The sequence below is a fragment of the Variovorax sp. 160MFSha2.1 genome (assembly GCF_048305075.1).
Taxonomy (GTDB): domain Bacteria; phylum Pseudomonadota; class Gammaproteobacteria; order Burkholderiales; family Burkholderiaceae_C; genus Variovorax; species Variovorax guangxiensis.
Map to the genome: position 1 here is coordinate 4,861,417 of NZ_CP157624.1, position 20,737 is coordinate 4,882,153.

Annotated in this window: 20 protein-coding genes; 7 read left to right on the forward strand and 13 right to left on the reverse strand. The window is 69.3% G+C overall.

All coding sequences use genetic code 11. The features are described from left to right. Positions 1-92 precede the first annotated feature (92 nt). Positions 93-1,601, forward strand: coding sequence for a PLP-dependent aminotransferase family protein (locus ABL838_RS22125; protein ID WP_418121932.1), 1,509 nt, complete (start codon positions 93-95; stop codon positions 1,599-1,601). On the opposite strand, the gene ABL838_RS22130 is transcribed toward ABL838_RS22125, so the two are convergent. From ABL838_RS22130 to ABL838_RS22160, 7 genes are all read right to left on the reverse strand, one after another. Then, positions 1,598-2,515, reverse strand: a complete 918-nt coding sequence (locus ABL838_RS22130) for an AraC family transcriptional regulator (protein WP_418121933.1) — start codon at positions 2,513-2,515, stop codon at positions 1,598-1,600. The two genes, ABL838_RS22125 and ABL838_RS22130, sit on opposite strands and share 4 nt — an antisense overlap. 101 nt (positions 2,516-2,616) lie before the next feature. Beyond that, positions 2,617-3,306, reverse strand: a complete 690-nt coding sequence (locus tag ABL838_RS22135) for a fumarylacetoacetate hydrolase family protein (RefSeq protein WP_418121934.1) — start codon at positions 3,304-3,306, stop codon at positions 2,617-2,619. An 85-nt stretch (positions 3,307-3,391) separates the two neighbouring features. Next, the gene (locus ABL838_RS22140) at positions 3,392-4,357 is read right to left on the reverse strand and encodes an ABC transporter substrate-binding protein (RefSeq protein WP_418121935.1); all 966 of its coding nucleotides are present in this window, start codon (positions 4,355-4,357) and stop codon (positions 3,392-3,394) included. A 23-nt stretch (positions 4,358-4,380) separates the two neighbouring features. Then, positions 4,381-5,382, reverse strand: a complete 1,002-nt coding sequence (locus ABL838_RS22145; protein WP_418125892.1) for an ABC transporter substrate-binding protein — start codon at positions 5,380-5,382, stop codon at positions 4,381-4,383. A 10-nt stretch (positions 5,383-5,392) separates the two neighbouring features. Beyond that, on the reverse strand, positions 5,393-6,220 hold the full coding sequence (locus tag ABL838_RS22150) for a class II aldolase/adducin family protein (RefSeq protein ID WP_184641562.1): 828 nt from the start codon (positions 6,218-6,220) through the stop codon (positions 5,393-5,395). A 9-nt stretch (positions 6,221-6,229) separates the two neighbouring features. Further along, entirely contained in the window at positions 6,230-7,357 is a 1,128-nt protein-coding gene (locus ABL838_RS22155) for an LLM class flavin-dependent oxidoreductase (RefSeq protein ID WP_418121937.1), read from the reverse strand. Between the two features lie 38 nt (positions 7,358-7,395). Beyond that, the gene (locus ABL838_RS22160; protein ID WP_418121938.1) at positions 7,396-8,397 is read right to left on the reverse strand and encodes an ABC transporter substrate-binding protein; all 1,002 of its coding nucleotides are present in this window, start codon (positions 8,395-8,397) and stop codon (positions 7,396-7,398) included. 111 nt (positions 8,398-8,508) lie between these two features. Between ABL838_RS22160 and ABL838_RS22165 the strand changes: the two genes are divergently transcribed. The 5 genes from ABL838_RS22165 to ABL838_RS22185 all read left to right on the forward strand — a co-directional run bounded on the left by ABL838_RS22165 (position 8,509) and on the right by ABL838_RS22185 (position 13,332). After that, entirely contained in the window at positions 8,509-9,741 is a 1,233-nt protein-coding gene (locus ABL838_RS22165) for an acyl-CoA dehydrogenase family protein (RefSeq protein ID WP_418121940.1), read from the forward strand. Continuing rightward, on the forward strand, positions 9,738-10,718 hold the full coding sequence (locus ABL838_RS22170) for an ABC transporter substrate-binding protein (RefSeq protein ID WP_418121941.1): 981 nt from the start codon (positions 9,738-9,740) through the stop codon (positions 10,716-10,718). Before ABL838_RS22165 ends, ABL838_RS22170 begins: the two co-directional genes overlap by 4 nt. Next, positions 10,715-11,329: a cysteine dioxygenase gene (locus tag ABL838_RS22175; RefSeq protein WP_418121942.1), complete on the forward strand. Its 615-nt coding sequence runs from the start codon at positions 10,715-10,717 to the stop codon at positions 11,327-11,329. The genes ABL838_RS22170 and ABL838_RS22175 overlap by 4 nt, the downstream gene beginning before the upstream one ends. Then, positions 11,326-12,957 carry a rhodanese-related sulfurtransferase gene (locus ABL838_RS22180; RefSeq protein WP_418121943.1) on the forward strand — a complete coding sequence of 544 codons (1,632 nt, stop codon included), beginning with the start codon at positions 11,326-11,328 and terminating at the stop codon, positions 12,955-12,957. The genes ABL838_RS22175 and ABL838_RS22180 overlap by 4 nt, the downstream gene beginning before the upstream one ends. A 141-nt stretch (positions 12,958-13,098) precedes the next feature. Then, positions 13,099-13,332 carry a hypothetical protein gene (locus ABL838_RS22185; protein ID WP_126024346.1) on the forward strand — a complete coding sequence of 78 codons (234 nt, stop codon included), beginning with the start codon at positions 13,099-13,101 and terminating at the stop codon, positions 13,330-13,332. A 136-nt stretch (positions 13,333-13,468) separates the two neighbouring features. Here the strand turns inward: ABL838_RS22185 and ABL838_RS22190 are convergent, their stop codons facing one another. The 6 genes from ABL838_RS22190 to ABL838_RS22215 form a co-directional block, all read right to left on the reverse strand. Further along, entirely contained in the window at positions 13,469-14,935 is a 1,467-nt protein-coding gene (locus ABL838_RS22190) for a DEAD/DEAH box helicase (RefSeq protein ID WP_126024345.1), read from the reverse strand. Positions 14,936-15,066: 131 nt separating this feature from the next. Continuing rightward, the gene (locus tag ABL838_RS22195) at positions 15,067-15,951 is read right to left on the reverse strand and encodes a neutral zinc metallopeptidase (RefSeq protein WP_184641555.1); all 885 of its coding nucleotides are present in this window, start codon (positions 15,949-15,951) and stop codon (positions 15,067-15,069) included. Positions 15,952-16,050: 99 nt separating this feature from the next. Then, entirely contained in the window at positions 16,051-16,617 is a 567-nt protein-coding gene (dcd, locus tag ABL838_RS22200) for a dCTP deaminase (RefSeq protein ID WP_019655140.1), read from the reverse strand. A gap of 162 nt (positions 16,618-16,779) precedes the next feature. Continuing rightward, positions 16,780-18,066, reverse strand: coding sequence for a guanine deaminase (gene guaD, locus ABL838_RS22205; protein WP_418121944.1), 1,287 nt, complete (start codon positions 18,064-18,066; stop codon positions 16,780-16,782). Between the two features lie 93 nt (positions 18,067-18,159). Next, complete coding sequence (locus tag ABL838_RS22210; protein ID WP_418121945.1) at positions 18,160-19,143, reverse strand: hypothetical protein; 984 nt, start codon at positions 19,141-19,143, stop codon at positions 18,160-18,162. After that, positions 19,140-19,745: a short chain dehydrogenase gene (locus tag ABL838_RS22215; RefSeq protein WP_418121946.1), complete on the reverse strand. Its 606-nt coding sequence runs from the start codon at positions 19,743-19,745 to the stop codon at positions 19,140-19,142. Before ABL838_RS22215 ends, ABL838_RS22210 begins: the two co-directional genes overlap by 4 nt. A gap of 104 nt (positions 19,746-19,849) precedes the next feature. Here ABL838_RS22215 and ABL838_RS22220 point away from each other — a divergent pair, with 104 nt between their 5' ends. Beyond that, a complete protein-coding gene (locus ABL838_RS22220) occupies positions 19,850-20,731 on the forward strand; it encodes a LysR family transcriptional regulator (RefSeq protein ID WP_184641551.1) in 882 nt (293 codons plus the stop codon). Positions 20,732-20,737: the final 6 nt, after the last annotated feature.

Sequence of the window (20,737 nt, forward strand, 5' to 3'; positions counted from 1 at the left end):
AGCTCTTTCGGTGGATGGTGAACGGCGGGGCCGAAGAGCGCTAAAGTAGCCGCAACGTGGCGCCACGAGAAGTGCCATGCAGAGCCAATTTCATGGTGCCACGCTCCACTTCCCCCTTGCCGCCTCCCCCCTTGCCGCCTTCTTCCTTGCTCGAATCCCCGCTCTCCAGGGAGCGCCGGTCGGGCCCGATGCAGCGCCAGCTGCACGACCGCCTCAAGAACGCCATCCTCGACGGCAGCCTCGCCCCCGGCAGCCGCCTGCCGGGCTCGCGTGCGCTGGCCGAGGCGCTCGGCATCTCGCGCAATACGGTCACCGCCACCTACGAGCATCTGGCGGCCGAAGGCTATGTGCGGCCCGACAGGCAGGGCACACGCGTGGCCGAGCTCTCGTCGCCGGCGCCATCGAAGCGTGAGCGTGCTGGCAAGCAGGCCGGCACGCCGGCCACCGCGCAGCGCCTCGCAAGGATCCTGCCGAGCGCTTCACGTGCCGACATGGGCGCGGCGCTGCGTCCCGGGGTGCCCGCGCTGTCGCACTTTCCGCTGGCCGCATGGCGTCGCTCGCTGGAACGTGCGATCCGCGGCGGCGGCTGCGCGGCTCTGGGCTACGGCGACGCGCTGGGCGAGCCGGCGCTGCGCGCTGCCATTGCGCAGCACCTGTCGGTGGCGCGCGGCGTGCGCTGCGAGCCGCGGCAGGTCGTCATCGCCGAAGGCGCGCAGGAAGCCATCTCGCTGTGCGTGCGGCTGCTGTCCAACCCGGGGGACACCGGCTGGGTCGAAGATCCGGGCTACCGCGGCGCGAAAGCCGCCATGCATGCGGGCGACATGCGCATCGTGCCCATGCGCGTCGATGCCGAGGGCCTCTGCGTGAGCGAGCGCGACTGGCGCAAGCACCCGCCGCGGCTGGTCTACACCACGCCGTCGCACCAGTACCCGGCCGGCTCGGTGCTGAGCATCGCGCGCCGGCTGGAACTGATCGCGCAGGCCCGGCGGCACGGCGCGTGGATCGTCGAGGACGACTACGACAGCGAGTTCCGCCACACGGGCGAGCCCATCGTGGCCATGCAGGGGCTGGTGGACGACGCGCCGGTGCTCTACGTCGGCTCCTTCAGCAAGACCATGTTCCCGTCGCTGCGGCTCGGCTTCCTGGTGCTGCCCGAGCGCCTGGTGTCCGCCGTGCAGGCACCGCTGGAGGAGATGCTGCGCGGCGGCCATCGCCACGAGCAGCTCGCCATGGCCGACTTCATCGAGAGCGGCCAGTTCAGCAGGCACCTGGGCCGCATGCGCAGGCTGTACCGCGATCGCCAGCAGGCACTGCGGCTCGCGCTCGAAAAGCATTTCGAGGTACCGCACGAGATCGACGGCGGCCACTGCGGCATGCATCTCACCGTGCGCTTGCCCGGGCGCTTCGACGACCGGAGGATCGCCGCCGAGGCGCTGCGCCAGCGCATCGCGCCCACGCCGCTGTCGGGCTTCGCGATGCGGCCGATGCCATCGGACAACGGGCTGGTGCTGGGCTATGGAAACACGGCGAGCGAGCTCTTCGCGCCGCTGGTCACGCGGCTGTCGCAGCTCGCGCGAGCCTCGGAACCCGGCGGCGTCTAGCCGAGCTTGCCCACCACGTGCTCGCGCCTGAAATTGCGCGGCGTGCTCCCCACCACCTGCCGGAAGCGCCGGTTGAAGTACGCCTCGTCGGCAAAGCCGCACTGGTGCGCGATCTCCCGCACCAGCAGCGAGGTGGACGCGAGCAGTTCCTTCGCGCGTTCGATGCGGCGCTCGGTCACGAGGTCGGTGAAGGTTCGGTCGGTTTCCTTGCGCAGCAGGTTGGCCAGGTAGTTGGGCGAAAGGAATGCGGCCGCCGCGGCGTCGGTGAGCGACAGCGGCTTGTCGAGGTTGTCGCGCACGTAGCGCACCACGCGCTGCAGGGCGTCGCGCTGCGAAGTCTTGCCGTCGTGCTGCAGCGAAAGCCGCATCAGCGCGTTCTCCTGCCGCATGCAGGCCAGGCCGACGATCTGCTGCAGGATGCCGCGCATGGCGGTCTTGGCGCCGAAGCTGCGGCTCGCGTTCAGCGCATGCAGTTCGTCGAGCCAGCCGCGGATGCGCGCGAAGTCGGCCTCGTCGAAGGCGAAGTCGACGTACTCCTGGAACAGGAAGGGCGCGAGGTCGGGATGACGCGCGAGCGGCACGTCTTCCAGGTCGAGCGCGTCGACGTCGAGCTCGGGCCACAGGAAGCGCTGGTCGAAATTGACGATGCAGTACAGCGCCTCGGGCGGATGCGGGATCACGTGCACCCGGTACGGCAGCACGAAGCTCAGGTGGCGCGGTCCGAAGGGGCGCACCTCGCCGCCGATGGACTGCTGCGAGCTGCCCTCGATGCCGACCTGGATCTGGAAGTACGCATGCCGGTGCGGCAGCGTGAGTTCGTTGCGCGCACCCTGGAAGCGGATGTCGAAGTCCAGGTGGTCGGCACGCTCGTGCATGCCGTAGGTGCGGACGGACGTGGGTGTGGAGGGGCGCATCGGGGCAGGCGTCTTCGTCTTTCGCCCGTGAGGGTACGCCATCTGGCGCACCGGCGATCCGGCCGCACCCGCCGGATCTGGCGAGCGCCCTGTCTTCGGGCTCAGACGACCGCGACTTCGAGCACGCCCACGCCGGCCACGCTGCCGCGCATGCGGTCGCCGCGCTGCACCGCCGCCACGCCGGCCGGGGTGCCCGTGAAGATCAGGTCGCCGGGCTGCAGCGTGAACAGCGTCGAGAGGTAGGCGATGGTGTCGGGCACGTTCCAGATCATGTCGGCGAGGTCGCCCACCTGGCGCTGGGCGCCGTTCACGTCGAGGCGGATCTCGCCGTTGGCCGGATGGCCGGCCCTGGCCACTGGCACCAGCTCGCCGCAGGGCGCGGAGCCGTCGAAGGCCTTGCCGGTGTCCCAGGGGCGGCCCATCTTCTTGGCCTCGCCCTGCAGGTCGCGGCGGGTCATGTCGAGGCCGACGGCGTAGCCGTAGACGTGACCGAGCGCGTCGGCGGCGGCGATGTTCGCGCCGCCGGTCTTCAGCGCGACCACGAGTTCGATCTCGTGGTGCACGTCGTTCGACAGCGGCGGATAGGCGAACTCGCCGCCGTCGGCCACGATGGCACTGGCCGGCTTCATGAAGAAGAACGGCGGCTCGCGGTCGGGGTTGTGGCCCATCTCGCGGGCGTGCTCGGAGTAGTTGCGGCCCACGCAGAAGATGCGGTTGACAGGGAAGCGGACCTGATCGCCCTGGATGGGCAGCGAATGGACGGGTGCGGGGGAAATGGCATAGGAAGTCATGCGACGACTCTAGCCAGCGCAACTCCGCGCCCCGCGCACGCAACTACGCGAGTCTTGGACTCAGCTACGGTCGTGCGTTTTTCTTTCAGCCGGCCACGCCGAAGCCGGTGTCGAAGGTGCCCTTCACATCCAGCGGCTGCCTGATGAGCCCGACCTGCCGGTAGAAATCGGCCGTGCCCTGCTGGTCGGCGATGACCTGCGCGTCGATGGCCACCCACTTCTGCTGCCGCCGCTCGAACTGCAGCTTCGCCGCCTCGAGCGGGATGCCGATGATGCGCGCCAGCGCGGCCGAGTAGGCATCGACGTTGCGGTACGACCAGAGTTGCGCCTTCACCACACGCTGCAGAAAATCCTGCAGCACCGGCCGCTTGGCGGCGATGGCGCTGTCGGTGGCCGCGAGGTAGCTCAGCCCCGGCAGCAGCCCGCGCCCGCTCACGAGCACGCGTGCGTGCTTGCTCACCTCGGCCAGCGCGGTGTAGGGCTCCCACGTGGCCCAGGCATCGACCGAACCCTGCGTGAGCGCGAGCTTGGCATCCGCCGGCGCCAGGAAGCGCAGGTTCACGTCCTCCGGCTTGAGGCCGGCCGAGGTGATGGCCTTGAGCGTGACGTAATGGCCGATGGAGCCGCGATTGGTCGCGACGCTCTTGCCCTTCAGGTCTGCGGCGGTCTTCAGCGGCGAGTCGGGCCGCACGAGCACGGCCGTGCCGTAGGAGTCGGAGCGGTTCGCGCCGATGGCCTTCACGCGCGTGCCGGCCGCCAGCGCGAAGATCAGCGGCGCGTCGCCGATGGGGCCCGAGTCGACGGCGGCGGCATTGAGCGCCTCGGCCAGCGGCGCGGCGGCCGGGAACTCCGACCACTGGATGTCGTAGCTGAGCCCTTCGAGCCCGCCAGCGGCTTCGAGCAATGCTCGCAGCCCGCCCTTCTGGTCGCCGGCTTTGAGCACCGGGCGGCCCTGCGCTGAAACCACGCCGGGGAAGGCTATGGAAGAAGCGACGGCAGCGGCGACGGCCGTGCCTTGAGCGAGGAACTGACGACGGGAACTGTGGTTCATGCTGATGCGGCTTCCGTCCGTGTTCATGCCAGGGGATCGAAGGAAACGTGGTCGGCGAAGCGCACCGGGTCGGTGGTCTTCTTGAGCACGCCCACGCCGCGGAAGTCGCGCGCGTAGAACTCGACCTCGTCGCGCAGGTTGCGCCCCAGCGGGTGGTGCTTGTGCGTGAGCGTGCCCAGCAGCGCGCGCAGGTCTTCCACCGCCACGTTGGGCGAGTACTTCGAAAAGAGCCTGGCCGACTCGTTCGGGTTCTCGGCCACGTAGTCGGAGGCCTGCGCGATGGCGCGCACCAGCGAGGCGACCGTCGCCTTGTCCTTGCGCACCAGTTCGCCGCGCGCGCCGACGATGCAGCAGACCTTGTCCTTGTATTCGCCAGAAAGGTTGCTCGCCACCTCGACGAAGGCGCCCTGGTTGCGCTTCTCGATCAGGTAGATGTTGGGATCGCCGTCGGCAATGGCCTGGATCTCGCCCTTCTTCACCGCGATGTCGAGCAGGTCGGCCGGGTACTGGCGCCAGGTCACGTCCTTGTCGGCGTCGATGCCGTTCTTCGCGAGCAGGATCGAGAAGAAGTTCTTGCCCGGGCTCGCGATGTCCGACACGCCGATGGTCTTGCCCTTCAGGCTCGCGAGGTCGATGACGCCCGCGCTCTTCGCGCCCACCAGCCGCACGCAGCCGCCATGCGAGCTGCCGACGATCTTCACGTCGAAGCCCGATTCGAGCGGCTTGAGCCAGCGGTGGATCATGCCCACGGCCGCATCCGCCTTGGCGGTGGCGAGCGACTCCAGCAGTTGGTCGGTGGAGCCCGTGTAGTTGATGAGGTCGACCTGCAGCCCGTTGCGCTCGAAGTAGCCGCGCTCCTGCGCCACCACCACGGGCGAAAGGCAGAAGGCCGAGGCGTTCCAGGCGAAGGTGAGCTTGCGGGACTGCTGCGAGAAGGCCTGCGAGGCGATCAGGCCACCCGAGGCGACCACGGCGGCGGCGCCGCCTGCGCGCAGCACGCTGCGGCGGGAAAGAGTGGGGGTCATCATGTTCGCGTCAGAGCAGCAGTTCGGGCTCGGCCTCGACCAGGCCTTCGTAGAGGCTGTCGAAGGAATGGATGGCGCCTTCGGGCCCGCCGATCTGGCCGTGCGTGTGGCGCGCGGTGGCTTCGTCGATAGGCTGCGGCTTGCCGGCGGCCTCGGCCAGCAGCTGCGTGTGGCAGGCGTTGTCCAGCGCGATGTACCACCACGCGGCGGCCTCCACCGTGGGCCCCGCCGTGAGGATGCCGTGGTTCTTGAGGATCGCGCCCTTCCTGTCGCCCAGCGCCTGGGCGATGCGCTCGCCCTCGCCGGTGTCGACCACCATCCCGGTGAAGTCGTCGAACAGCGCCACGTCGTCGTGGAACACGCAGCTGTCCTGCGTGATGGTGTCGAGCTTGCGGCCCAGCGTCGACCAGGCCTTGCCGTAGGTCGAGTGCGTGTGGGCGGCGGCGACGATCTTCGGGTTGTGCTCGTGGATGGCCGCGTGGATCGCAAAGGCCGCCTTGTTGAGCGGCCTGTCGCCGATCACGGTCTCGCCCTTCGAGTTGACGAGCAGCAGGTCGGAGACCTTGATGCGCGAGAAATGGATGCCCAGCGGGTTCACCCAGAAGTGGTCGGTGAGCTCCGGGTCGCGCGCCGTGATGTGGCCGGCAAGCCCCTGCGCGAAACCGAAGCGTGCGAACAGGCGGAAGGCGCCCGCCAGGCGCTCCTGCCGGTGGCGGCGCTCCGCCTGCACGGTGGTGCGCGGCGGGACGGGATCGAACCAGTATTTCTGCTGCGGGTTCTGGTTGAGCTTCAGGGGCTGCGAAGCCGCGCTGCGGTCGATGGAAAGAACTGCGCTCATGGTGATTCCTCAGGCCGCCTTGCGTTGTTGCTGCGCGCGCTGCGCCACCAGCTCGCGCGTGCGCGGGATCAGCTCGCGGCCGTAGTCGAGCGCGTCTTCCAGTGGATCGAAGCCGCGGATCAGGAAGGTGGTCACGCCCAGGTCGTAGTAGTCGAGCAGCGCATCGGCCACCTGCTCGGGCGTGCCGACCAGCGCGGTGCTGTTGGAACGCCCACCGATTTCCTGCGCCACCGCGGTCCACAGCCGCTTGTCGAGCCGTGAGCCCTTCTCCGCCGCGGCCAGCAGGCGCTTGGCGCCTTCGCTCTGCTGGGGGCCGCCGCGGTTGTAGCCCTGCACCACGCGCAACCTTTTGGTCTCGGCCAGGATGTTCTCGGCGCGCGCCCATGCGGCCTCCTCGGTATCGGCCAGGATCGGCCGGAACGACACCGAGAAGCGCACGCTGCGCCCATGCTTCGCCGCCTCGGCGCGCACGCGCGCGGTGAGTTCGCGCGCCTGGTCGAGCGATTCGCCCCACAGCGCGTAGACGTCGGCGTACTTGCCCGCCACCGGAATCGCTGCCTCCGATGCGCCGCCGAAGTACACCGGCACGTGCGGCCTGCCGTTGCGCGTCTGCAGCGGCCTCACTTCGGAGAAGGCGTTCTGGAAGCGGTAGTGCGCGCCTTCGTGGTCGAAGGGCTTCTCCGCCGTCCACACCTTGTGCAGCACCTCGAGGTACTCGTCGGTGCGCGCGTAGCGCTGGTCGTGGTCGAGCCAGTCGCCGTCGCGGCGCTGCTCCTCGTCGGAGCCGCCGGAGATGTAGTGCACGCCGAGCCGGCCGCCGCTGAACTGGTCGAGCGAGGCGAACTGCCGTGCGGCCAGCGTGGGCGCGACGAAGCCGGGGCGGTGCGCGAGCATGAAGTGGATGCGCTCGGTCACCGAGGCCGCATAGGCCACGGTGAGCGTGGCGTCGGGGCTGGTGGAGTGGTGAGGCACGAGCACGCGGTCGAAGCCCGCCGCCTCGTGGGCCTGCGCGAAGGCGCGCACGTAGTCGCGGTCGAGCGCGGGGCCCTTGGCCGGGTGGATCTCCGAGACTTTCTGGCCCTGGATCATGCCGATGAATTCGACGAGGCCGTCTTGTTGCTGTGGCTGCTGGCTCATGGTGCTGTCCTTGTTTGAATGTTCATGGGAGATGGTTGTCAGGCGGCGGGCAGGCGCAGCACGCTCTCGAAGCTGCGGTCCCACAGGGGCTTCACGTCGGCCGGGCCGTCGAGCACGCCGATCTTCAGGAAGGTGTCGGCCACGTCCTGGTGGCTGCGCACCACCGCGTCGCTGACCGGGCCCAGGCTGTAGTCGCCGCTGCGGCGGTTGAACAGCTCGACGATGTCGCCCACGGGCACGCGCGTCTCGGCCGACTGGGCGCGGGCGTAGGCGAGGAAATTGCCGTTGATCCACGCGAACGAACGCTGCAGCCGCTGCAGCAGGTCGGCCAGCGCGGCGCGGCGAAGCTGGTCGTCGAGCGCGCGCGGATTGGCGTAGATCGGGAAGTTGCCCGAGAGATAGCCCACGCCGGTCTTGATGACCCGCGCCCCGTACTGGGTGCGCGCGAGCTGGCCGTTGTAGCCGTAGATGGCCCAGGCATCGAGGTCGCCGCGCGCGAAAGCCGAGAGGCCGTCCGAAGGCGTGAGGCTCACGGCTTGGATGTCGTTGAACGTGAGGCCCGCCTCGGCCAGCTGCTTGGCGAGGTAGTAGTGCGAAGTGGTGGCGCGCACGTAGCCCACGCGCTTGCCCTTGAAGTCGGCGATGCTGCGGATCGGCGCGTCCTTGCGCGCCAGCGTGGCCTGGTTGTTCAGGTCCTCGTGCGTCACGGCCACCAGCTTCACGCTGGATTTCTGCCGCGCCGCGAACACCGGCGGAATCTCGCTGCCCGAGCCCAGGTCGAGCGCGTCGCCGTTGATGGCCTCGATGTGCAGCACGCCGTTGTTGAGCTCGCGCCAGTCGATCTTGTACGGCGTGCCGGCCTGGCCCGACGCAGTGAGCAACGGCCGCCACAGGCCCTTGTAGGTGCCCACGCGCAACGTGACGCCAGAGAGATCGCGTGATGGCGCAGCGGCTTGCGCCCAGCTGCCAGAGCCGGTGGCGGCGAGCGCCGCGGCGGTCTGCAGCAGCCGGCGACGGTCCGGAAGAAAGTCTGATTTCATGCAGCCGGACCGTAACCAGACGCCTCGCGGAAACGAACGCAGAAAAACGAGTTTGCATATGCGGGATGCGTCGTTTTCGCGCGGCGGGCGGGCCGCTACCGTGCGGAAACCATGAGTGCACTTCCCTTGCGCCGCGCCAGCGCCGCGCCCGAACACCCCTCCCCCGCCACCGTCGATGCTTCCGTGCTGGCCCGACTCACGGCCCAGTTCGCAGCCACCGCCGCCGACCACGACCTGAGCGGCGCCTTCCCTCGCGAGAACTTCGCGGCGCTGCAGGCGCGCGGCCTGATCGGCCTGGTCGCGCCCGCCGAGCACGGCGGCGGCGGCGCCACGCTGGCGACGGCCCGGCGCGTGATCTCGGCGGTGGCGCGCGGCGAGCCGGCCACGGCGCTGATCCTCACGATGACCTACCTGCAGCACCATGCGCTGACGCGCCCGGACAGCCGCTGGCCCGCGCACCTGCGCGAGCGCGTGGTGCGCGACGCGGTGGAGAACGGCGCACTCATCAACGCGCTGCGCGTGGAGCCGGCGCTGGGCTCGCCCGCGCGCGGCGGCCTGCCCGGCACGGTCGCACGTCGCGACGGTGACGGCTGGCAGATCGACGGCCACAAGCTCTATACCACCGGCATCGAAGGCCTGAGCTGGCTCGCCGTGTGGGCGCGCACGGACGAGGCGCAGCCGCGCACCGGCGTGTTCCTGGTGCCGCGCAACGCGCCCGGCGTGCGCGTGATCGCGAGCTGGGACCACCTGGGCCTGCGCGCCTCGGGCAGCCACGAAGTCGTCTTCGAGAACGTCGCGATCGACGCCGACCATGCGGTGGACCTGCGCGCGCCGGCCGACTGGGCGCCCGACGCGGGCAGCCAGACCGACATCGACGCCCACGCCACGCAGCAGGCGTGGATGACCGTGCTGCTCGGCAGCCTCTACGACGCGGTGGCGCAAGCCGCGCGCGACTGGCTGGTCGACTTCCTGAACCGGCGCGCGCCTGGCAGCCTCGGCGCGCCGCTGGCCAGCCTGCCGCGCGTGCAGGAGCACGTCGGCGAGATCGAGGCGCTGCTGCGCACCAACCGCGTGCTGCTAGCCGACGCAGCCGCAGCGGTCGATGACGGCCATGCGCAGCCGGCAGCCGACAGCGGCCTGCTCAAGTACACGGTGACGGGCAACGCGATCCGCGTGGTCGAACTCGCGCTGCAGCTGAGCGGCAACCACGGCCTCTCGCGGCGCAACCCGCTGGAGCGGCACTACCGCGACGTGCTGTGCAGCCGCATCCACACGCCGCAGAACGACGCGATTCTGGTGGCGGCGGGCAAGCGCGCGCTGTTGTCTTCGGGGGCTGCGGCATGACGTCTGCACTCTTCTCCAGGTCATCACGGCGTGGCTGGCTCAAGCAAGGCGCCGCGCTGTCGCTGACCGCTGCCGGCTCGCTGCGCGCCTTTGCGCAGCCCCAGACCGCGCTGGTGCTCGGCGACCAGGCCGGTGGCCTGCGTTCCCTGTTCGAGGCCTCGCGCGCGCTCGACGGTGTCCCCTTTGCCTACCGCTGGGCCAACTTCCAGGGCGCCGCGCCGCTCTTCGAGGCGCAGCGCAGCTCGGCGGTGGACACCGCCATGGCCGGCGACCTGCCCGTGCTTGCCGCAGCCGTGGGCAAGACGCCGCTGAAGATCGTCGCCACGCGCGTCGGCAAGGCCGAATCGCTGGGCATCGTGGTGCAGCCCGATTCGCCACTGCGCAGCGTCGCGGACCTGCGCGGCAAGACGGTGATCGTGTCTTCCGCGCGCGGCAGCATCTCGCAGTACCAGCTCTACGGCGCGCTCGAAGAAGCCGGCGTGAAGCGCGAGGAGGTGACGGTGAAGTTCGTGCTGCCCACCGACGCGGCCGCGGCCTTCGCGTCGAGGCAGATCGACGCCTGGGCCATCTTCGACCCCTACTACACCATCGCCGTGCAGCAGGGCGGGCGCATCTTGCGCGACGGGCGCGGCATCAACACCGCGCTGGGCTTCATCACGGCCACCGAGTCTTCGCTGGCCGACCCTGCCAAGCGCGCGGCCATCGTGCAGTTCCTCGACCGGCTCGCGCGCGCGGGCGACTGGGCGCTGGCCAATCCCGAGGCATATGCCCAGGCCTACAGCCAGCTCACGCGGCTGCCCATCGAGTCGTCGCGCATCATCACCGCGCGGGCCTCGGTGGCGGGACGGCCGGTGAGCGAGGCCGACATCGCCGCGCTGCAGACGGTGGCCGACCGCTCGGCACGCGACGGCATCCTGCCGGTGCGGGTGGACGTGCGCGCAATCACCGACACTGGGGTCTGGAAACGCCCCGCATGACGACAAACTCCCTGACCCCACTTCGCGAATTCGTCGGCGCCTTCGGCAGGCTGCTCGATGGCGCGCCCGACGAGCCGCGCATTCTTTCGGAAGGCGGCGAGCTGCTGCGCACGCTGGTGTCGCGCGACGACTGGCTGCCGGAAGCCTTCGCACAACCCGACCCCGTGTACTACCGGCAGTTCCTGCTGCACGCCGACAGCACCGAGCGCTTCTCGATCGTGAGCTTCGTGTGGGGACCGGGGCAGGCCACGCCCGTGCACGACCACACGGTGTGGGGGCTGATCGGCATGCTGCGCGGCTCGGAGTACAGCCAGGGCTATGCGCTGGACAGCGGCGGGAACGCGCGCCCGCATGGCGAGGCGGTGCGGCTCGACCCCGGCCAGGTGGAGGCGGTGTCGCCCACCGTCGGCGACCTGCACCGCGTGCACAACGCGCACGCCGACCGGGTGTCGATCAGCATCCACGTGTACGGCGCGAACATCGGCGCCGTGCGGCGGCATACTTACCCGGCGGAGGGCGGCCGCAAGCCCTTCGTCTCCGGTTACTCCAACACGCTGCTGCCCAACCTGTGGGACCGCAGCGCAGAACTCAGAGCCTCGACAGACGCATGACGACGACCACCGCCAACAGCTTTCCCGTTCTTTCCTACGCCGCCGTGCGCGAGCGGCTCATCGCCCGCGAAGAGACCGCGCTGCTCGACGTGCGCGAGGAAGACCCGTTCGCGCAGGAGCACCCGCTGTGGGCGGCCAACCTGCCGCTGTCGCGCATCGAGATCGAGGCCTGGCGGCGCATTCCGCGGCGCGACACGCTCATCGTGCTGTACGGCGAACACGCCGGCACCGACCTCGCGCCGCAGGCCGCGCGCACCCTTGCCGCCCTGGGCTACACCAACGTGCACCTGCTCGACGGCGGCCTCGAAGGCTGGCGCAAGGCCGGCGGCGAACTGTTCCGCGACGTGAACGTGCCGAGCAAGTCCTTCGGCGAGCTGGTCGAGCACGAGCGGCACACGCCGTCGCTCTCGGCGCCCGAGGTGAAGGCGCTGATCGACGCGAAGGCCGACGTGGTGGTGCTCGACGCGCGCCGCTTCGATGAATACCAGACGATGAGCATTCCCTCGGCCACGAGCGTGCCGGGCGCGGAACTGGTGCTGCGCGTGCGCGAACTGGCGCCCGATCCGGCGACGCGGGTGATCGTGAACTGCGCGGGCCGCACCCGCAGCATCATCGGCACGCAGTCGCTGGTGAATGCGGGCATCCCGAACCCCGTGGCGGCGCTGCGCAACGGCACCATCGGCTGGAAGCTGGCCGGACAGGTGCTCGACCACGGCGCGGACAGGCAGGCCCCGGCGGCCGTGTCCGAAGCCCATCGCGCGCATGCGCAGGCCGATGCGCGACGCGTGGCCGACAAGGCGGGCGTGCATCGCATCGCGCTGGACGCGCTGCACACACTGGAAGCGCCCGGACGCACCGTCTACCGCTTCGACGTGCGCACGCCCGGGGAATACGCGGCGGGCCACCTGCCCGGCTTCGCCAGCGCGCCCGGCGGGCAGCTGGTGCAGGAAACCGATCACCAGGTGCCGGTACGCGGCGCGCGCATCGTACTGGCGGACGACGACGGCGTGCGCGCATCGATGAGCGCATCGTGGCTGGCGCAGATGGGGTGGGAGGTCTATGTGCTCGATACGGTGCCGGCAGCGGCCGAGTTCAGCGAGACGACTACTCCTGCGAGCGCATACCCCCCGGTTGCCGTCGCGGTGAGCGAGATCGCACCGGCCGAGCTGGCTGCGCTGCTGAAGCAGCCGGGCACCGCGGTGATCGACGTGACCACCAGCGCCAACTACGTGAAGCGCCACATTCCGGGCGCCTGGTATGCGATCCGCGCGCAGTTGCCGCAGGCGCTCGACACGGCCATCCCGCCCTCGTCGCGCTACGTGCTGACCTGCGGCAGCAGCCTGCTCGCCCGCTATGCCGCGGCCGACCTGCGCGCGCTGCTCGATGCTCGCGGCCAGCGCGATGTGCAGGTGCTGGTACTGGCCGGCGGCAATGCGGCATGGTTCGCCGCGGGCCTCGGCCAGGAGAGCGGCGAAATCCGCCTCGCGACCGCGCGCACCGACCGTTATCGCCGCCCCTATGAAGGCACCGATGCGCCAGCCGAGGCGATGCAGGCTTACCTGGATTGGGAGTACGGCCTTGTCGCGCAGTTGGGTCGCGATGGAACGCACCATTTCAAGGCGATCTGAAGACCTGGCAAGCGCGAAAGCGTTCTGAAAGGAAAGAGACACGCCGGTCACAGTGTGTCGCCCGGGTAAAGGCCGTCATCCGGCGGTACTGGACGACGTTGGAGGTTCACACCGACAACAACTCGTTCCAGGAGCTTCGCCATGAGATTCCCATCTCTTCTTGCAGTGTCCGCCACCGCCGTGCTGGCGGCCACGCTCACCGGCTGCGTGGTCGCGCCGGCCGCCCCTGCCCCCGTGTACGCGGCGCCTCCTGGCGTGGCCTACGTGGCGCCTACGTATGTATCGCCGGGCGTCGGCTTCGTTTGGGCATATCACCCGCGCTATGGCTGGGGCTGGCACCACCCGCAATACGGCTGGCATCGCGGCTGGAGGTGACCAGGCTCACCCCCAGGCTGCGCGCACTTCGTGTCGCTGCGCCCGCTAACGGGGGGCGATACCTGAGGCCCGGCAAGGCCGGTTCCTCGGTGTTCTCGAATCAGAAAAAGGGGAGTGCCAGTGCCCTGTCGGGCGATCAGCTCGGCTCGGCGCTCTTGAACAGGGCTGGGACCTTGCGCTTGGACTTGATGTTGCTGGAGATGCCGCGTCCGGGCGTCGAGGCCTTGGCGGCGGCTTCCCATGCCGGCGTCGCGTCGGGCTGGCCGGGCTCGTAGGGCTTGTCGAAGAACGGGTCGCGCGGCGCCGCGGGTGCGCGATGCGGCCGTCCGCCGCCGCCACGACGGGCGTCGGCGTCACGGCGTTCGCGCGGCTGGTCGAGCACGTCGCGTGCATCGCCCGCTTCGCCTTCCTCGCGCCAGTGGCGGCGTCCGTCGTTGATGCGGCCGCGCGGGCGGTCTTCCTCGAATTCGACGGGCTCGAGTTCGATCTTCTTCTTGATCAGCTTCTCGATGTCGGCCACCAGGCGGGCATCGTTGCCGCCGCTGGCGAAGCTCACCGCCAGGCCCGAGGCGCCGGCGCGGCCGGTGCGGCCGATGCGGTGCACGTAGTCTTCTGCGTTGAACGGAATGTCGAAGTTGAAGACGGCGGGCACGTCCTTGATGTCGAGGCCGCGGGCCGCGACGTCGGTGCACACCAGCAGGTCGACCTCGCCGGCCTTGAAGGCCGCGAGCGACTTCAGGCGCTCGTCCTGGCTCTTGTCGCCGTGCAGGGCCGAGGTGCGAAGGCCATCGCGCTCCAGCGAACGCGCGAGCCGCGCGCAGCCAAGCTTGCTGTTGACGAAGACGAAGGCCTGCGTGATGCCGCGCTGGCGCACGATCTGCCTGAGCGCGCGGCGCTTGTCGTCGTCGGCCACACTGTAGAAATGCTGCTCGACGGTGGAAGCCGTTTCGTTGGGCCGTGCCACTTCGATGGTGACCGGGTTCTGCAGGTAGCTGCCGGCCAGCCGCTTGATTTCGGGCGAGAAGGTCGCGGAGAACAGCAGCGTGGTGCGCTGCTTGGGCAGGTAGCTCAGGATGCGCTGCAGGTCGGGCAGGAAGCCGATGTCGAGCATGCGGTCGGCCTCGTCGAGCACCACGTACTCGACCTGGTTGAGCACCGCGTTCTTGGCTTCGATGTGATCGAGCAGCCGGCCCGGCGTGGCCACCAGCACTTCGACGCCCTTCTTCAGTTCCAGCGTCTGCGGCTTCATGTCGATGCCGCCGAACACCACCGTGCTGCGCAGGTTGGTGTACTTGGCATACAGCTTTATCTGCTGCGCAACCTGGTCGGCCAGCTCGCGCGTGGGCAGCAGCACCAGGGCCCGCACCGGATGCCGCGCGGGCGAGGTCGAGGCGTTTTCGTGCTTGAGCATGCGCTGCAGCAGCGGGAGGGAGAAAGCCGCCGTCTTGCCGGTCCCGGTCTGGGCGGCGCCCATCACGTCCTGGCCCGAGAGCACGACCGGAATGGCCTGCGCCTGGATCGGAGTCATGGTCTCGTAGCCCATTTCGGCCACGGCGCGCGCCAGCGGTTCAGCCAGCAGTAGATTGGAGAAGGAGCTTGTCATTGAGCCCGCTATTGTCGCATTGCCGCAAAAAACGGCAGTGACCGCGCCATGACAACGCCCGCGCCGGCCAAATTGCTATTTATTTTATAGCATTCGAGCCAGCTTCAACGGGCGCTTGCAGCTACCGCAGCTCAGAGGCTGCGTGCGTTGAAGGTGTCGCAGGCCTTGATGTCGCCGCTCTGGTAGCCCGTGCCGAACCAGCGCTGGCGCTGGGCGCTGGAGCCATGGGTGAAGCTGTCGGGCACCACCGCGCGGCCCGCGGAGCGCTGCAGCGCATCGTCGCCGATCTTCTGCGCGGCATTCATGGCGGCCTCGATGTCGCCCGGGTCGAGCCACTTCTTCGACTCCTGCGAATGATGGGCCCACACGCCCGCGAAGCAGTCGGCCTGCAGCTCGACGCGCACGCTCATCGCGTTGTTCTGCGTCTGGCTCAGGCGGCTGCGCATGCCGTCGACCTTGGCGGTGATGCCCAGTTCGTCCTGCACGTGATGGCCGACCTCGTGCGCGATGACGTAGGCCTGCGCGAACTCGCCCGGCGCGCCGAGCTGGTTCTTGAGCGTGTCGTAGAAGCCCAGGTCGATGTAGACCTTCTGGTCGCCCGGGCAGTAGAACGGTCCCATGGCCGACTGCCCGGTGCCGCAGGCCGTGGGCGTCGCGTTGCGGAACAGCACGAGCCGCGGCGGATGGTAGGTGCCGCCGTTCTTGCGGAAGATGTCCGTCCAGACAACTTCGGTGTTCTTGAGCACGGTCGAAACGAAGGCGGCCTCGCGGTCGTTCGACGGCGGCCTGGGCGCGGGCCCCTGTTGCTGCTGTTGCACCTGGGCCGGGCCACCGCCGCCGCTGAGAAGGCTCAGCACCGTGAGCGGGTTGATGCCGAAGACCCAGCCGGCGATCAGCGCGACCGCGATGGTCCCGATGCCGATGCCGCGGCCGCCGATGAAGCCGCCACCGCCTCCGCCGCCTTCACCGCGGCGGTCCTCGACGTTGTCCGATTGTTCGTTGCCTTCCCATCTCATCGCGCTCTCCTTGCCGGCCTTTTGCAGGAGTGATGGCCGGTGACCGCAGGATGGTACTTCGGGTGCGGCGCACCCGTGTAAGCGCTTATGCCGAACCGATCAGGTCTTCGGCAGGGTCACGCCACGCTGGCCCTGGTACTTGCCGCCGCGGTCCTTGTAGCTGGTTTCGCAGACCTCGTCGCTCTCGAAGAACAGCACCTGCGCGCAGCCCTCGCCCGCGTAGATCTTGGCGGGCAGCGGCGTGGTGTTGCTGAATTCGAGCGTCACGTAGCCTTCCCATTCGGGCTCGAAGGGGGTCACGTTGACGATGATGCCGCAGCGCGCGTAGGTGCTCTTGCCCAGGCAGATGGTCAGCACGTTGCGCGGTATGCGGAAGTACTCGACGGTGCGCGCCAGCGCGAAGCTGTTGGGCGGGATGATGCAGTAGTCGCCGTGCATGTCGACGAAGCTTTTCTCGTCGAAGTTCTTCGGGTCGACCACCGTGCTGTGGATGTTGGTGAAGACCTTGAATTCAGGCGCGCACCGGATGTCGTAGCCGTAGCTCGAGGTGCCGTAGCTGATGATCTTGTGGCCGGAGGCCTCGCGCACCTGGCCGGGCTCGAAAGGCTCGATCATGCCGTGCTGCTCGGCCATGCGCCGGATCCATTTGTCGCTCTTGATAGACATTGAAAAACACCCCAGTCTTCGCGCACTTCGTGTCGCTACGCCAACCCCTCGAGGGGCAACACCAGCGGCCCGGCAAAGCCGGTTCCGCGGGGTTCCTGGAAAGGTGTCGCCGCGCCCGCTGGGTCGGCGATTGTGGCATGGGCGGATTCGCCCTCTGCAGGCTCAGCCAGCCTGAGAGATCACCGTGCGTTCGACCAGCCGGTCGTCGCCCAGCACGATCATCGCGAAGAGCATTTCTTCCAGCGAGTTCGCCTGCTTCGTCTTGCGTGCCAGCAGCGGCGTGGCCGCCGGGTTCAGCACCAGGAAGTCGGCCTCGCAGCCCGGCTGCAGGTTGCCGATGACGCCGTCGAGCCCCAGCGCGCGCGCCGCGCCGCCGGTGTGGCGCCACCAGAGTTCCGACGGCGCGATGCTCAGGCCGGCCTTGGTCTGGCCCTCACGGCCGACGTAGTAGGCGGCCATCATGGTGTGGAACGGGCTGAAGCTGGTGCCGCCGCCCACGTCGCTGGCCAGGCCGTAGGGGTAGCCGACGCGGTCGGCCGCGCCGAAGTCGAAGAAGCCGCTGCCCAGGAACAGGTTGCTGGTCGGACTCACGGCCGCAGCCGTCTTGGTCTCGCGCAGCAGGGCGCGGTCGGCCTCGTCGAGGTAGATGCAGTGGGCGTACACGGCCCGCTCGCGCATCAGGCCGAAGCCTGCATACACGTCGAGGTACGAGCGCGCCTTGGGGTACAGCTCGCGCACCCAGCTCACCTCGTCGCGGTTCTCGGCCACGTGCGACTGGATCCAGGTGTCGGCGTATCTCGCGGCGAGCTCGCCCGCGCCGCGCATCTGGGCGTCGGTGCTCGCAGGCGCAAAGCGCGGCGTGATGGCGTAGCCCAGCCGATCGACCTTGTGCCACTTGCGAATCAGCGCCTCGGTGTCGACGAGGCTCTGCTCGGTCTTGTCGCGCACGCCGTCGGGCGAGTGGCGGTCCTGCAGCACCTTGCCGGTGATCAGGCGCATGCCGCGGCGCTGCGCGCCTTCGAAGAGCGCGTCGACCGAGGCGACGTGCGACGTCGCGAAGGTCAGCGAGGTGGTCACGCCATTGCGCAGCAGCTCGTCGAGGAAGAACTGCGCCACTTCGTTCGAATGCGCGGGGTCGGCGAACTTGCTCTCCGCGGGAAAGGTGTAGTTCTCGAGCCAGGGCAGCAGGCCCGGCGCCGGCGAGCCGATGATGTCGGTCTGCGGATAGTGGATGTGCATGTCCACGAATCCCGGCGCGAGGATGCGCCCTGGCAGGTGGGTCGTATGTGCGCCGGGATGGCGGGCCGCGACGTCGGCATGGCTGCCGGCATCGAGCACGCGCTGGCGGCCGGCGGCATCGGGTGCGACGACCAGCAGGCCGTCCGCGTCGAAAACGGGCTTGCCGGAGGCGTCGAATCGCAGGAGGGAGGCGCGGTAGGCTTTTTTCATCGTGGGTGCGGAGGGTAATCCACCCCCGCTCAGCCGCAATTTCCATGCGCATATGAGTGCTATATGCGCAGCGCACTCGCCGCGGCGCCGCGCCTAACGGGGCAGCGCGCGCGACTGGATGTCGAAGGGCACGCCGGTCGGCACCGGTCCGTCGCCCTCCTTGCGCCTGGTGAGCAGCGAGTACTTCGACTCGATGAAGTAGACGCGGTCGCCCCACACCGCGCCGGACGAGGGATCGTTGAGCCCCGCAACCACCGTCCGCAGGCCGAGCCTCGCGCCTTCGACGCGCGCCACAGTGATCTGCCCGCCGTAGGGGCCTTCGCCGAAGGCATTGCTCTCGAACAGCACGAGCCGCCCGGGCTTCCACGCGCGGATCGCGTCCACATTCTTCAACTCGCGCGGCGCCTCGACGCGCGTCACCTCGCCGGCCTTGCCGTCCGCGACTAGACCGATGCGCAGCACGTAAGGCGCCGCCGCCACAAGGCTCACGTAGACGTCGCGCCCGCCGTCGATGGCGATGCCGTTCAGGCCCTTGTAGGGGCCCGAGCCGGCCAGCGCGGGATCCTCCTTCCACGTAACCAGCGAGGCAGCGCCCGGTGCGAGCTTCAGCACGCGCGGGTGGTAGGAGTCGGTCACGTAGAGATTGCCGCGCGCGTCCTGCGCGAGGTCGTTGCAGTAGCCGCCGTCGGGCATGGTGTAGCTCGCGCGCGGCGCGCCGGTGGCAAGGTCATAGCGCTTGAGCGCGCTCGGCGTCGACGGCACGGTGGTGAAGCCGATGTTGCCGGAGCAGACCCACAGCGCGCGGCGCTTCGCGTCGACCAGCACGCCCTGCCCGTTCGCGAGCCCGTTGGTGCCGGGCTTGACCAGCACCTCGGCCTTCGGCGCCGAGCCCGGCTTCAGCCGGGCGACAGCGCCCTGCCGCCAGCTGCCGACATAGAACGCGCCGTCGGGCCCGATGGCCACGCTCTCCGGATACCAGTCCTCGGGCAGCGCCTGCACCACGGGAGGGACGGCGATGGCCGCCGTCGCCGCGAGCGCCAGCAGCGCGCCTGCAAGCCGTGGATGCACGCTCTTCATTGCCACACGCGGAAGACGCGTCCCGTCAGCGGACCTTCGACGCTGCGCACATAGGCCAGCGCCACGCGCGCGGCTGATACGGTTTCGACGCCCGGAAAGAGCGCGCCATACGCCTCCATCGATTCAGTCAGCAGCGTCGGGCTCACCGCGTTGATGCGCAGCCCGCGCGCCAGTTCGACCGCCGCGCCCTTCACGAAGCCCTCGACCCCGGCATTGACGGCAGCCGCATTGCCTCCGCCGCGAACCGGATCGTCGGCCGCGACGCCCGTGGTCAGCGTGATCGAGCCGCCGTCGCGCAGCACATGCTGGCCGAGCAGCGCGAGCCGCACCTGCCCCAGCAGCTTGTCCTGCAGGCCTACATTGAAGTCCGCCGGCGTCATCTCGAACAGCGGCCCGAAGAAGAGCCCGCCCGCCGTCGAGACGATCGCATCGACACGGCCGACCGCTGCATACAGCGCCTCGACGCTCGCGTCGCTGGTGATGTCGACCTGGTGATCGCCGCGCGTGCGCCCCGCGCGTATCACCTCGTGGCCACGCCCAGCCAGCGCCTGCGCCACCGCACTGCCAATCGCGCCCGTCGCGCCCACAACAAGAACCTTCATGGAAAACCTCGCAAAGTGAATCAAACAAGCGGTGATTGTTTTGCGAACCATTCATTTGATAAATTTCCTCGCAGTTAGCTCATTCGGAATCAGGAGTTCGCAATATGGACAAGCTGCGCGCAATGGAAGTCTTCGTCGCAACGGTGGACGCGGGCAGCTTCGCCGCCGCGGCCGAGGCGCTCGATCTCTCGGCCGTGATGGTCGGCAAGCACATCCGCGCGCTCGAGGAGCAGCTGGGCGCCCGCCTGCTCGAGCGCACCACGCGCCGCCATTCGCTCACCGAGATCGGCGCCGCGTATCTGGAGCGCTGCCGCGACGTGCTGGCCAGCGTGCACACGGCCGACGGCGTGGCCGAGTCGATGCGCGCCATGCCGCAGGGCGTGCTGCGCGTCACCGCGCCCGTGGCCTACGGCGCGCACCGCCTCACGCCGGTCATCGGCGAGTACATCGCCGCCTATCCGCAGGTGAAGGTGGAGCTGAGCCTCAACGACCGCGTGGTCGACCTCGCCGAGGAAGGCTTCGACTGCGGCATCCGCTCGGGCACGGAGGTAGACGACCGGCTCATCGCAAGGCCGCTCGCGCTGGCGCGTATGTACGCGGTGGCCAGCCCCGCGTGGGTCGCGCGCCACGGGCAGCCGAAGCACCCGTCCGAGCTCGAAGCCTTCCCGCTGCTGGGCTTCGCGGCCTGGGGGCCGAACCATTCCTGGCGCTTCACGCGCGAGGGCAGGACAGTGCACGTGCCGGTGCGCGGGCCGCTCACCACCAACAACGGCCAGGCGCTGCTAGCCGCCGCCATCGCCGGCGTGGGCGTGATCGTGCAGGCCGACGCCCTGCTCGCTCCCGCCCTCGAGTCAGGCCGGGTGGTGCAACTGCTGCCCGACTGGGAACTGCCCACGCGGCCGGTTCACATCATCCGGCTGCCGGAAGCGCGGCCCAGCGCGAAGCTGCGGACCTTCGTGGATTTCGTGGTGGAGCGGCTAGGCTGAAGCGAA